The sequence below is a fragment of the Janthinobacterium sp. GW823-FHT06H09 genome (assembly GCF_058794735.1).
In genome coordinates this window covers 253733-266681 of sequence record NZ_JBXAHC010000008.1, presented here as the reverse complement: position 1 = coordinate 266681, position 12949 = coordinate 253733, and the positions used below count along the sequence as shown (strand labels likewise).

Genomic DNA, 12949 nt, shown 5'->3' with positions numbered 1-12949 from the left:
TATTAACTTGTCTTAATTAGAAGTATTTAATGGCTTGCAGCCAGAAACGGCCTGCCGCATCCGGTGCGGAAGTCGCCTTGGCATTGCCCAGCTTGTGCGCGTAATACGCCTTCAGGACGAGCGCATTGGCGCCCGTCCACGTCACGCCCACGCCGGCGCCGCTCAGGGTGCGGCGGTTCTCGCCCGCGCCCCAGGCGTCGCGGTTCAGCTTGACGGTGCCCGTGTCGGCAAAGGCCAGCACCTGCAGCTGGCCGGGAAACGCCGTGAACGCCGTGATGTTTTGGCGCAATTCCACATTCAGCACATAGCCCTGGTCGCCATACGCCTCGCCGCCCGGATAGGCGCGCACGCCGCCCACGCCGCCGATGCCCATCTTTTCGGAAACATCGAGGTTTTTCGAGGCTGCCTGGCCGCTGATCACGCCGAACAAGCTGGTCTCGCCGCCCAGGCTTTGCACGCGCGCCGCATTGAAGGCAAGCTTGTTGAAGTGGCCGTTGCTTTTCACCGTCAGCTGATCGATCAGCAAGGCCACCGGCGTCTCGATATCGATCTTGCCCGTGGTGTAGGTCACCGAATACGTGCTCACGCCACCGCCGCCCCAGCCGTCCTTGCCATCGCCATTCAGGTTCAGCATCCACACCTTGGCTGTCTTGTCGTTGACGCTGCCCGTCGATTCCGTCCTGTCCTGGAATGTCTTGTCGTCGTAGCTCACTTGCGCATACAGATTGTTGCTGCGCGAGCGGATCAGCGGATAACTGGCATACGCGCTGGCGATCTTCGCCGTTCCCTTGGCGTCGAGCACGGCAAATTCCTTGCCCAGCTTGTAATCCATATACGTGTAGGCGCCGCCCAGGCGCAACAGGCCAGCCTGTCCCTGATAGGCCAGGCGGCCGTAGTTCAAGCCATCGGCCGAAGTGAAGGCGCGCACGGTGGCCACGTCGCCTATGCCGGCTAGCTCGTTGATGTTCAGGGTGGCGCCGATGCGGTTGCGGCCCGTGTAGCGGTTGCCCTGGTTATCCAGGTCGATGCTGCCGTTGAAACGCGAACCGGGCTGCACGTCGACGATCAGGTCGGACGCGCCCAAGGACGCCCCCGGCGCCAGGGTCGAGCTCACCTGCACGCCCGGCAAGTCCGACAGCAGCAGCAAGCGCCGCTCCAGCGGCGGCGTGGCGATCACTTGCCCGTCGAGCCCGGCCAGTATCGTGCCGGCCAGGCCGTCGGACAGCGTGCTCTGATTGCGCAGCTGCACCTGACCATAACGGCCCGGCAGCACGTCGATGGCGACGACGCCATCCTCGATATCCTGCGCCGGCAGATAGGCCTGCGCAAGAAAATAGCCATGGTTCTGGTAATAACTGGCAATTTTTGACGCCATGGTGCGCAATTCGCCCAGGGTCAGCTCGCTCCCGGGCACGAAACCCGTGGGGGCGACCAGTTCGCTTTCGGCAAAGACGGGCGGCGCCGTGATCCGCAGGCGCTGTACGGTGATGCGCGTGGTATCGCCCACCGTCGTGGCCGACACATTGCCCTGCTGTACGCGGATGGCTGGCGGCGCTTTCGGCAGCTGGGGCGCGGCGGGAATCTGCTGCAGCTGGCTGCCTGCGCCCGGAGGATCGACGGCCCAGGCGGTCTGGATCAGCGCCAGCAAGGTCAATGGAAGTAATGTGGTGTTCAAGGTCATCCTTTCAGGCGGCGCGCCCGCGCCAGGCAAGCCGCTGGCGGCTGTGCTGACGGGGAATACAAGAGCTGCAAAGGACGTATTTTTTTAGCATCATTGTCAAATACAATGACAACAAAAAAATAAATTCCCCTCAGCAACATTGACCCATTTTAGCCCGTCATCAGGCGAGAAAATACCTATCTGATGAGCTCTTTCACCACATTGGTGCGGTCTCGACAGCGATGCCCTTAAAATTCGCAAAACACCGTGAAAATGCGCCTTTCCGGCAAGAAATTCGTTGTCATAACACAACAAAATTGCATCGCTGTCACTATCGACATGCTATTCCATGAGCGCGCCATGGATGCGAAATGAACAAGAGATTGGCATTATCACAATATAAAACAATGTTATTTTTTACATATGTGCATGTTCATCTGATGACACACTTTTTTGCTGCAAATTAACATGTCACATTCTTGCAAAAAATAGATAATCAATGAATAAATATTAGGAATGGAAACTTATTTATGGCGGCCACGCGGGGAGCGGGCGGCGCATATGATCGCGGCGAGGAAAACCGGCGTGGCAGGCATCGGCCACGCCGGATGCCGGCGGAAAGGAAGAGAAGATCAGCGACGCGGCCGCGCTGGCCGGGTCTTATCTGGACAGCACATATTTGGCCAGCGTGGCCGCATCGGCTACGCTGAGCTGGCTGAATGGCGGCATGGGCACGGGGCCCCATTTGCCGGCCCCGCCATTGCGGATGTTGGCCGCCACGGCAGCGACGCTGTCCTGGCCCTTGTATCGGGCGGCCACTTCCGCAAAGCCGGGTCCGACCACCTTCTGGTCGAGGGCGTGGCATGCCATGCAGCCGTTCGCCGCCAGCAAGGTTTTCACATCCTTGCCGCTGGCGGCAAGAACAGCGGCTGCGACGGGTTTCACTGCGGCGGCAGGCGCGGCGGCGCCCCGCTCCGCGCCATAGGTTTTCACCAGGTAGTCGACCATGGCCGGCATGTCCGCGTCGTCAAACTGGGCGCCGAACGGTTTTTTCATCTTCTTGACGGTCGCTTCCCAGTAGGCGCGCGGCGAGGCGGGCGGCTGGCTCGATGCATACTGGGCCGCGTGGCACGTCATGCAGTTGCGCTGCACCAGCTGGTAGCCGGGCAATTCGCTGGGTTTATAGGCCGCCGTTTCGGGCGGCAGCTGGATTTCCAGCGCGCCAGCGCTGCCGGCAAGCATCAAGGCCACGGTGGTGGCAAGTGTTCTGATCAGCATCTGGTTCTCCTCACACTGCCTGAATGCGCGTGGTTTCCACCACGTTGCGCATATAACCCATGGGATTCCACAGGGCTTTCATCGGCTGGCTCTGGCCGATGCGGTTGACGGCGCGCACCATCAGCACATGCTTGCCCTTGCGCGGCGCCTTCATGACCATCGTCCACTCGCGGAACGAGAAACGTCCCAGGTCCTTGCCCAGCGTTGCTTCCTGCCACGTCTGGCCGCCGTCTGCCGACACGGTCACCTCGCTGATGCCCTGCCCGCCATCGAAGGCGATGCCGCGCAAGGCCAGGTCGCGCCCCGCCTTCACTTGCGCGCCATCTTGCACGCTGGTGATGAAGGAGCGCACGTTGAGGCGGCTGATCGGCGTCGTCTTGCCCACCGGTGTCCCCGGCTCGATGAAGCCGGAACCGTTGTCGGGGATACGGTAGCCCGTGCTCATCCAGAAGCCGTCAAACGGCTTGTCGAGCACCGTGATGTCGCTCAGGTGCTTGACCCAGTAAGTGCCATAGAAGCCCGGCACGATCAGGCGCAGCGGATAGCCGTTGAGGAACGGGATGTCTTCGCCATTCATGGCCCAGGCCAGCAGGACGTCGCCGGCCATGATGTGCTCGACGGACAAGGCTTTCTGGAAGTCGGGGCCGTCGCCCACGGGCGGCGTTTCCAGGCCGTTGAAGGCCACCTGCACGGCACTGGCCGCGATGCCGGCCTTTTCCAGCACGGTTTTCAGGGGGACGCCCGTCCAGCGGGCATTGCCCATGGCGCCATTGCCCAGCTGCCCGCCATTCGCGCGCGGGGCGAAGAAGCCGCGGCTGTTGCCCGAACATTGCGTCACGGCCACCACGTCGACGGGGTCGGCCAGCTGTTTCAGTTCCGCCAGCGACAGCTCGAGCGGCGTCTTGACGAGGCCGGCGATGCGCAGCCGGTAGCTGCCGCCATCGATGCTGGTGGGCAGGCCGCTCCAGTGATAGCGCACGAAGAACGCGTCGTTGGGGGTAATCGCGCCTTCATTGAACACGCTGAACGGCGTTTCCAGCTGGGGCGGTCGGCTGGTCAGCAGGATCAGCGGGCGCTTTTGCGGGAAGGCCACCAGTTCGCGCTCGCCGTTTTCAAACGGCAAAGTAAGGGAAGCGGAGGCAGCCAAGGCTGACCCAGGCCCCGCCACGGCGGCGGCGCCCAGGGCGGCCGTCGTGCGCAGGAAGCGGCGCCGGTTGGCGGGCAACAAAGTCGTATCAGACATGTTTGAGCTCCACTTTGGTGTCGGCCGCTTCGCCGCCGTTGCGGTCATCGTTGACCAGTTTCTTGATGTAGTACATGACGCTCATGATGGCCACGCTCAACAGGCCGAACCAGAACGACACGCGCTGCTCCGTATCGGACGACACGCTCATGGCGCCGAGGATCACCAGCATGGCGAAGATGGTGAAATACGTCAGATAGGGAAACAGCCACATGCGCACCTTGATGCGTTCCGGGCATTCGCGTTCCAGGCGGCGGCGCAAACGCAATTGAGATATCGCAATGAGCAAGTACACGAACAGGATCAGGATGCCGTAGGAGTTGACGATGAAGGGGAAGACCAGGTCGGCCGATACATACGAGACAGCAATGGCGAAGTAGGCAAACAAGGTGCTGAACAGGATGGCGCGAATCGGTACGCCGTTCTTGCTCAGCTTGACCAGGCCCGTGGGCGCGTCGCCACGGCGCGTCAGCGCGAAGATCATGCGCGACGAGGCGTACAGGCTGGAGTTCAGGGCCGACAGCACGGCCGTCAAAATGATGGCGTTCATGATGTGGGCCGCGTACGGGATGTTCATGACGGTCAGGGCGCTGACGAAAGGCGTGGCGATGGCCGGCGAATCCCAGGGCACGATGCAGACGACGACGAACATGGACCCCACATAAAACATCAGCACGCGCATGACGACGGAATTGGTGGCGCGGGCGATGGCCTTGGCCGGGTCCGACGTTTCGGCGGCCGCGATGGTGACGATCTCGGCGCCCGAATAAAAGGCCGTGGCAGCGACGGCGCCGCTGAGCACGGGGCCCCAGCCGTGCGGCATGAAGCCGCCATGGCTGGTCAAAAAGCCCAGGCTTGGGATGCTGTTAGGCAAGCTGCCCGTGATGAACAGGGCGCCGACGAACAGGAAGACGACGATGGCGACCACCTTGATCGAGGCGAACCAGAACTCGAATTCGCCGAAGGCTTTCACCGAGAACAGGTTGAGCACCGTCATCGACACGAGCAAGACCAGGCTGATGGCCCACGAAGGCACGTCGGGCAGCCAGAAGTTGACCAGCTTGGCGCCGGCGATGGCTTCCAGCGCCACGACGACGACCCAGAAATACCAGTACATCCAGCCGCTCATGAAGCCGAGGAATTTCGAGACTTTCGGCTTGTCGTCGAAGGCCAGGCGCGCGTATTCGTAAAAGGAGCCGACCACGGGCAGGGACGAGGCCAGCTCGCCCAGCATGCGCATGATCAGGACGACCAGGCCGCCCGTGAGCAGGAAGGATAGGATGGCGGCCGGGCCGGCAGCCTTGGCGATGACGCCGCTGCCGACAAAGAGGCCGGCGCCGATCACGCCGCCGATGGCGATCATGCTCATGTGGCGTTGCTTCAGCGAGTGCTGCAAGCCGGTACTGTTATGCGATTCGCTAATCATGTTTTTGTCTCCTGAAAATCTCTGAAGCCCGGTGCGCCCTCGCCTGCTGCGGCCGGTTCCTGCCGCGCGGCTTTGTTTTATTTGGGCAACACCGTCAAGCAGCATCGATACATCATCAAATCAGTCTGGTTGGCTGCATGCCATAAGTCAATCTGGAAATGCAGCGGCCCGGCGCGGTGCCCAAGGGGCAAGCGCGCTGGAGGATACGTACGGGGTATGGCTCAGTTATTGCTGGTTAAAAAATGGGAGCGGCGGCAACACTTGTGGCATTAGCGCCACTCCCGGGAACGTCTTACACCTTGCCCTTCCATGGCACGAGGGTACGTTCGAGGTAGCGCATCATCAAATCAAACAGGAAAGCGAAGAAGCCGATCACGATAATGCCCATGATCACGACGTCGCTGGCGAGGAACTCGGAGGCGCTCAGCACCATGTAGCCGAGGCCGCGCGTGGCTGCCACCATCTCGCCCGCCACCAGCGTGGTCCAGCCCACGCCGATGCCGATGCGCATGCCGGTGAGGATTTCCGGAATCGCGGCGCGCAGGATCACGTGCACGATGACCTGGAAACGGGTGGCGCCCATCGAGTACGCGGCGTGGATTTGCTCCAGCGACACGGAGCTGACGCCGGCGCGGGCCGCGATGGCCATCGGCGCAAAGATGGCCAGGAAGATCAGGTAGACCTTCGAAAACTCGCCGATGCCGAACCAGATGATGACCAGTGGCAAGTAAGCGAGGGGCGGCAGCGGACGGTAGAACTCGATCAAGGGATCGAAGATGCCGCGCGCCACGCGGTTCACGCCCATCATCACGCCGACGGGGATGGCAAACAGGCAAGCCAGGCCAAAGGCGCCGAACACGCGCACCAGACTGGCGACCGTGTGTTCCCACAGGGTGGCGCCGCCGAAACCGGTGGTGGCTGCCATGATGAATTTTTCATAGACAGCTTGCGGCGACGGCAGGAACAGCGGTTTCACGAGGCCGCTGGCCGTCACGCCAAACCACAGCAAGAGCACGGCGATGACGGTAACGGTGGCGATGCGGCTGGAATTGCCCTGCCCCGGCGCGCCGAACGCTTCGCCAGGCATGGCGCAGCGGGGAGCGAACAGGCGGCCAAAAAAGCCGGCGCGCTTGGCGGTGATGGGAGGAAATCCCACGACGGATGGGCTATGCATGGGACACCTCCAGCTCTTTATTGACGGCGCGCTCGTCGCCATAAATGATGTTGAGCACGGTTTCGCGCATCTTGATGAAGTCCGGGCTCGATTTCACGGCACGCGCATCGCGGCATTCGAGGAAGCGCTTGTTGAAATCGAGTTCATACGTGTGCGTGATACGGCCCGGACGGGGCGACATGACGATCAGCCGGTTCGCCAGGAACAGCGCCTCGTCGACGCTGTGGGTAATGAAGAAGAACATGGTGCTGGACTTGGCCCAGATATCGAGCAGCAATTCCTGGATGGTTTCGCGCGTCAGCGCATCGAGCGCCGCCATCGGTTCATCCATCAGCAGCATGGCGGGATTGCTGGTCAGGGCGCGGGCGATGCCCACCCTTTGCTGCATACCGCCCGACAATTGATAAATCATATTGTCGTGAAAGTCCTTCAAGCCGACCAGCGCCAGGTTTTTCGCCGCCTGTTCGCGCCGCACGGCTTTCGGCACGCCTTGCAGCTTCAGGCCGAATTCCACGTTTTCCATCACGTTCAGCCATGGCAGCAAGGCATGTTTCTGGAACACGACGCCGCGGTCGGCGCCCGGCCCTTCCACTTTATTGTCCCCGAGCATGATTTCACCCTTGGACGGGGCGATAAAACCCGCCATCAGGCTCAGCAAGGTTGTCTTGCCGCAACCGGAAGCACCGAGCGCGACGACGAAGTCCCCGCTATTGATGGTGAGATTGATATTATTTAAGGCATGTACGCGTTCACCGGCCGTCTTGCCCGGATAAATCACGCTGACATCCTTGACGTACAGATTTTCCATCGTGTCCCCACAGTTCTGTTCAACGCACTCTGTTCAGTCAGCGCGCCCACAGGCGCGCCATCGCACAACGTTTACTTCAGCAGGCCGGCGGCCTGTGCATACCTGGGTGTCACATATTTGGCGTAATCGGGAGCCAGGCTGTCGATCTTGCCTTCAGCTTTCAGGAATTGCGCCGTGGCCAGCAAGGCTTGCGCCACGCCGCCCTTCGCGCCGCCACCGAGCCAGGCCGGCGAGGCCTGCTCCTGCAAGGATGGATAGGCGTACAGGGCCACGGAAGCGGCCACGTCCTTGGCAGCCGCGCCCGAATGCTTGACGTTGGCTTTGACTTGCGGGGAATCGATGGTCCACGCCTTCGGATTGGCGCGGTAGTCGGCGTCGGCAGCAGCCATCACCTTGACGAACTTGGCCATGAAGTCGGCGTTCGCCTCGCCCCAGGCGCGCTCGACGGCCATGCCGTCGAACGTGGCCTTGCCCTTCTTGCTCAGTTCGCCGGAAGTGACGAGCACCTTGCCGTTTTGCTTGAGTTTGCTCAAGGCCGGGTCCCACACGAAGGCGGCATCGATGTCGCCCCGTTCCCAGGCGGCGGCGATCTGATTCGGCTGCATGTTGAGCAATTTCACTTCCGTGGGCTTGATACCCCACGTTTCCAGCGCGAACATGGTGTGGAAGTGTGTGGTGGAAACAAACGGCACGGCGATCTTCTTGCCGCGCAAGTCGGTCGGTTTGCTGATGCCGGCGCCATTGCGGGCCACCATCGCTTCGGCTTCATTGATGTCGTCGATGATCCAGAACAGCTGCAGGTCGACGCCGCGGCTGACGGCCGCCGTCAACGGGCTGGAACCGATGACGCCGATCTGCACGTCGCCGGAGGCCATGCCCGTGGCTACCTTGGCGCCCGAATCGAACTTGCGCCAGTTGATTTTATAGCCGGTGGTCTTTTCCACTTCGCCGCTGGCGATCGCCACCAGGAAGGGGCCGTTGATTTCCTGATAGGCAATCGTCACTTCCTTGCCCTGCGCGAAGGCCGTGCCGCTTGATGCGACCGCCACGCCCAGCACCAGGGTGCCGAGAACGGCGCGGCGCAGCGTTGAAAAAACCGTTTTGCTCGCGTTTTTGCTCGTGTATGTGTTCATGTCTCACTCCAAGTTATTGTTATGTGTGAACGTTCGGGCAATCTCATCCCTTGCGGGAGGCGCCGCTGGTTGCTCTTTGTCAACCATACGGCGGCTTAGTACGGCTACTGCGATTACTATTTAAAACACTTCATCCTTCAAGTGATACCAGCGGTACAGGAAGCGCTGGCCCAGGCGGCGGAACGGGGCGAACGCTTGCGACTCGACCAGTTCCATCATGTTCGGGTACGGCAATTTCGAATTGAAGATCGGCAAGCCCGTGTCGCTGGCCTTGCCCGCGATGCGTTCGGCCATGCGCCGACCCGCCTGCGCCGAGTACATGACGCCGTTGCCGCCGTAACCGAGCGAATAGAAAATCGATTGCTTGGGGTCGGGTTGCACGATGCGCGGCATCATGTCGTGGCTGACGTCGACCCAGCCCCACCATGAGTAATCGATGGGAATACCGGTCAGCGCGGGGAACTTGCGGTGCAGATCGTTGATCAAAAACTGTTTATATCTGTCGTCCGGCGCGTCGGCGCCCGTGATGGCGCTGCGGCTGCCGATCTGCACGCGGTTGTCCGGCATCAAGCGGTAGTAGTGGCGCAGGATGCGCGTATCCGTGATCACCTGGTGGGTGCGGAAGTTGCACGCCTCGATTTCCGCCGGGGTCAACGGGCGCGTGACGATGGAATTCGACAGGATCGGCAGTAGCCGGTTTTTCACTTGCGCATGCAGGTGGGGCGAGGTGTAGCCGCCCGTGGCCACGGCCACAGAGCGGGCCCGCACCACGCCGCCCGGCGTTTGCAGGTAATGCACGCCGTTGCGCGTTTCCCAGCCCATCACAGGGCTGGACGGATGCACCTTGGCGCCCAGCGCGCGCGCCTTGCGCAGGTAGCCGAAGGCCAGCTTGCCCGCGTGGATGCCGATGCCTTCCGGTTCGTGCAGCGCGCCGGCCGCTTCCTTGTCGTCGACGAATTCGCGCTTGACGGTGTCGGCGTCGAGGATGCGCGCGTCGTACTTGAAGATCTCGCGCATGACCTTGGCCTCTTTTTCCAGCGCGGGCATGGCTTTCGCTTTGTGGGCGATGTACAGGTGGCCGCCCGGCTGCGGGTCGCAATCGATGTCGGCCGTGATCTTCTTGAAGGTTTCCATCGCGTCGCACACTTCCGTGTGCAATTTGAGGGCCGTGTCCATGCCGTAACGGGCGATCCACTGCGAGCGCTTCAGGCGGCCCGTCGTGCATTGCGCCTGGCCGCCGTTGCGCGTGCTGCAGCCCCAGCTGACCCGGTTCGCTTCCAGCACGGTAGCCTTGATGCCGTGTTCCTGGGCCAGGAAGATGGCGCAGGAGAGACCGGTAAAACCCGAGCCGATGATGGCCACGTCGACGTCGATGTCATGCGTGATGGGGCCGTCGTCGGCGGGCGGCTCGCCGGCCGTGCCGATCCAGTAAGTGGGCGCGTAGGCATTGCCGTGGCCGGGGCGCTGGGTCACCAGCGGATCGAAAGCGGGATCGTAGGGCGTGCGGGCGGCGGTGCTGCTGCCCAGTACGTCAGATGGAGTGTCGACAGGTTTGTTCATGATCATTCCCGGTGAACGTACTGGCTTAAGCTTTGACGACGGGTGGGCGATCCTTGCGGAAGGCGTTCTTCACGGCGATCTTGCCGTCGCGGAAAGTAAAAATGTCGACCATGCGCGCCTCGATGCGCGTGCCGTCCGCCTTGGTGCCGGCAAAGGTCGATTCCGTCACGCCGCGCTGGCCGCTGACGAAGTGCTCCGGGTTGAGCCAGGCGGCGTCGGGAAAGGTTTGCCAGGCCAGCTCGAAACCGGCGCGCACGGCGTCGCGGCCGACAAAACTCTTGCCCAGCAAGTCAGGGCCGGCCACGGCGTGGAATTCGCAGTCGTCGGCCATGGCGGCCATCAGGGCCTCGATATCGTGGCGGTTCCAGGCATCGCCGAAGGCTTGCAGAAAGTCGATGGTGACGGCGTCGGTGTGCGGTACAGGGTGGTTCATGGTGGTCTCCGTAAATCGTTTTTGATACGCTACGTTCCGTTTTTTGTCTTTTATTGAATTTAAGCCTTAAGCATGGCCTTGTCAAATCAAATAATTCAATTACCGGGACGCTTCGTCTTCTTTATTGAAATTTATGATGTTTTCGTGACAATCTGTGAGAATTTGGTCACAACGCTTTGTCGGATTACGCCGGGCTTCGCCCGGCTAATCCGACCTACACAGTCGCGTAGGTTGGGCAGGTTGCGTAGGTTGGATTAGCCTGAAAGGCGTAATCCAACAACACCCGTTACATCAAACGTAGTCTTTATACTTATCCAGATGACGAATTGGTTTACTCAGCGCATCGCGGCGGAACGGGTCGCCCAGCTCGCGCGTGCACATGATTTCGATGATGGTTGTCTTGCCTTCATTCATCTGCATGTCGATCGCCTTCTTCAGGGCCGGGCCCACGTCTTCCAGCTTGTCGACCGTGATGCCTTCGGCGCCCATGGCCCGCGCAATTTCCGCGAAACTCTGGTTGTCGAGCTCGCCGGCAACGAAGCGGCGGTTGTAGAAATCGACCTGGTTCTTCTTTTCCGCGCCCCACTGGCGGTTGTGGAACACCACGGCCGTGACGGGAATGTTGTGGCGCACGCAGGTCATCGTTTCCATCAAACTCATGCCCCAGGCGCCGTCGCCCGCATACGACACGGCCGGACGGTGCGGCGCGGCCACCTTGGCGCCGATGATGGTCGGGAAGGCATAACCGCAGTTGCCAAAGCTCATCGCCGCAAAGAAGCTGCGCGGCTTTTCGAAGCGCAAGTAACTATTGGCCACCGAGTTGATGTTGCCGATGTCGGTCGACACCATCACGTCTTCCGGCATGGCTTTTTCCAGCTCGCGCAAGACCTGGCGCGGGTGCAGGTAGTTGCCCGGCTCTTTCTTCTGCTCTTCGATCATGTCCAGGCTGTACGCATCTTTTTCATGGGTCCAGTTCGTCAATTCCTCTTCCCACGCCGCCTTCTCCGCTTGCACGGTGACATAGCGCGCGTCGCGCGTGGCGTCGCAGTCGAGCGTCTTGCCGTCCAGGCGAGCAATAATCGCTTTCGCGGCCGCCTTGGCGTCGCCGCAGATACCGACCGAAATCTTCTTCACCAGGCCCAGCATCTTGTTGTCGGCGTCGATCTGGATGATCTTGGCGTTTTTCGGCCAGTAATCCATGCCGTGCTGCGGCAAGGTGCCGAACGGTCCCAGGCGCGAGCCTAAAGCGACGACGACGTCGGCCTGGGCGATCAGTTTCATCGCCGCCTTGGAACCCTGGTAGCCAAGCGGACCGCACCACAGCGGGTGGCTGGCAGGGAACGAGTCGTTATGCAGATAGCTGTTCACGACGGGCGCACCGAGGCGCTCGGCCAGGGCCTTGCACTCCTCGATCGCTTCGCCCATGACGACGCCGCCGCCCGAGATGATCACGGGGAACTTGGCCTTGGCCAAGAGCTCCGCCGCATCGTTCAGGCTTTGCTCGCCGCCGGCGCCGCGGTCCAGGCGGTTCGGTTTCGGGATCTCGGCCTTGATTTCGCCATAAAAATAGTCGCGCGGGATGTTCAGTTGCGTCGGACCCATTTCCGACATGGCGCGGTCGAAGCAACGGCCCGTGAACTCGGCCATGCGGGCCGGATTGGTCACATGACCCTGATATTTCGTAAATTCCTCGAACATCGGCAACTGGTTCGCTTCCTGGAAGCCGCCCAGGCCCATGCTCATCGTGCCCGTCTCCGGGGTAATGATCACGACGGGCGTGTGCGCCCAGTAGGCGGCGGCAATCGCCGTGACGCAATTGCTGATGCCGGGGCCGTTCTGGCCGATGACGACGCCATGGCGGCCCGAGACGCGGGCATAGCCGTCAGCCATGTGGCCGGCGCCCTGCTCGTGCACGACGGGGATCAAACGGATGCCGGCGGGGGCGAAGATATCCATCGGGTCCATGAAGGCCGAGCCCATGATGCCGAACATGTCGGTCACGCCATTGGCGGCCAGGGTTTCCACGAACGCTTCGGAAGGCGTCATCTTTTGCGGGCCGGTGGGGGTGGCCGCTGCGGCGGCGGCTTTTTGCTCGGTCATGTCATTCATGGGTGTCTCCTGGTCTGTGGTAATGAACTGCAGCGTATTTATCAACATATTTATCAAAAAACGGTATATTTTGTTCCGAAATTTGATATACAATTCAATTTAAGCGTTCGGCAATCAAAAGTCAA

Annotated in this window: 10 protein-coding genes; all 10 read right to left on the bottom strand. The window is 61.3% G+C overall.

Going from position 1 to position 12949, the window contains the following annotated elements; genetic code table 11:
• Positions 1–16: 16 nt before the first annotated feature.
• Complete coding sequence (locus AC1Q6X_RS16090; RefSeq protein WP_492497792.1) at positions 17–1681, bottom strand: ShlB/FhaC/HecB family hemolysin secretion/activation protein; 1665 nt, start codon at positions 1679–1681, stop codon at positions 17–19.
• 639 nt (positions 1682–2320) lie between these two features.
• Positions 2321–2938: a SorB family sulfite dehydrogenase c-type cytochrome subunit gene (sorB, locus tag AC1Q6X_RS16085; RefSeq protein WP_492497791.1), complete on the bottom strand. Its 618-nt coding sequence runs from the start codon at positions 2936–2938 to the stop codon at positions 2321–2323.
• A gap of 10 nt (positions 2939–2948) precedes the next feature.
• The gene (gene sorA, locus AC1Q6X_RS16080) at positions 2949–4181 is read right to left on the bottom strand and encodes a SorA family sulfite dehydrogenase catalytic subunit (RefSeq protein WP_492497790.1); all 1233 of its coding nucleotides are present in this window, start codon (positions 4179–4181) and stop codon (positions 2949–2951) included.
• Positions 4174–5607, bottom strand: a complete 1434-nt coding sequence (locus tag AC1Q6X_RS16075) for an amino acid permease (protein WP_070219219.1) — start codon at positions 5605–5607, stop codon at positions 4174–4176. The genes sorA and AC1Q6X_RS16075 overlap by 8 nt, the downstream gene beginning before the upstream one ends.
• 292 nt (positions 5608–5899) lie before the next feature.
• On the bottom strand, positions 5900–6694 hold the full coding sequence (locus AC1Q6X_RS16070) for an ABC transporter permease subunit (protein WP_070219225.1): 795 nt from the start codon (positions 6692–6694) through the stop codon (positions 5900–5902).
• Between the two features lie 79 nt (positions 6695–6773).
• Positions 6774–7589: a taurine ABC transporter ATP-binding protein gene (locus AC1Q6X_RS16065; protein ID WP_070219220.1), complete on the bottom strand. Its 816-nt coding sequence runs from the start codon at positions 7587–7589 to the stop codon at positions 6774–6776.
• Positions 7590–7660: 71 nt separating this feature from the next.
• A complete protein-coding gene (tauA, locus tag AC1Q6X_RS16060; protein ID WP_070290386.1) occupies positions 7661–8722 on the bottom strand; it encodes a taurine ABC transporter substrate-binding protein in 1062 nt (353 codons plus the stop codon).
• Between the two features lie 120 nt (positions 8723–8842).
• Positions 8843–10282, bottom strand: coding sequence for an NAD(P)/FAD-dependent oxidoreductase (locus AC1Q6X_RS16055; RefSeq protein WP_492497789.1), 1440 nt, complete (start codon positions 10280–10282; stop codon positions 8843–8845).
• Between the two features lie 25 nt (positions 10283–10307).
• Positions 10308–10715: a nuclear transport factor 2 family protein gene (locus AC1Q6X_RS16050; RefSeq protein ID WP_070290384.1), complete on the bottom strand. Its 408-nt coding sequence runs from the start codon at positions 10713–10715 to the stop codon at positions 10308–10310.
• A 291-nt stretch (positions 10716–11006) separates the two neighbouring features.
• The gene (gene xsc / locus AC1Q6X_RS16045) at positions 11007–12815 is read right to left on the bottom strand and encodes a sulfoacetaldehyde acetyltransferase (protein ID WP_492497833.1); all 1809 of its coding nucleotides are present in this window, start codon (positions 12813–12815) and stop codon (positions 11007–11009) included.
• Positions 12816–12949 lie beyond the last annotated feature (134 nt).

Bases quoted from the DNA above. Each gene is read 5' to 3' on its own strand.
- AC1Q6X_RS16050 (WP_070290384.1), bottom strand. From the start codon at position 10,715: ATGAACCACCCTGTACCGCACACCGACGCCGTCACCATCGACTTTCTG.
- sorB (WP_492497791.1), bottom strand. From the start codon at position 2,938: ATGCTGATCAGAACACTTGCCACCACCGTGGCCTTGATGCTTGCCGGC.
- xsc (WP_492497833.1), bottom strand. From the start codon at position 12,815: ATGACCGAGCAAAAAGCCGCCGCCGCAGCGGCCACCCCCACCGGCCCG.
- AC1Q6X_RS16090 (WP_492497792.1), bottom strand. From the start codon at position 1,681: ATGACCTTGAACACCACATTACTTCCATTGACCTTGCTGGCGCTGATC.
- AC1Q6X_RS16055 (WP_492497789.1), bottom strand. From the start codon at position 10,282: ATGAACAAACCTGTCGACACTCCATCTGACGTACTGGGCAGCAGCACC.
- sorA (WP_492497790.1), bottom strand. From the start codon at position 4,181: ATGTCTGATACGACTTTGTTGCCCGCCAACCGGCGCCGCTTCCTGCGC.
- tauA (WP_070290386.1), bottom strand. From the start codon at position 8,722: ATGAACACATACACGAGCAAAAACGCGAGCAAAACGGTTTTTTCAACG.
- AC1Q6X_RS16075 (WP_070219219.1), bottom strand. From the start codon at position 5,607: ATGATTAGCGAATCGCATAACAGTACCGGCTTGCAGCACTCGCTGAAG.
- AC1Q6X_RS16065 (WP_070219220.1), bottom strand. From the start codon at position 7,589: ATGGAAAATCTGTACGTCAAGGATGTCAGCGTGATTTATCCGGGCAAG.
- AC1Q6X_RS16070 (WP_070219225.1), bottom strand. From the start codon at position 6,694: ATGCCTGGCGAAGCGTTCGGCGCGCCGGGGCAGGGCAATTCCAGCCGC.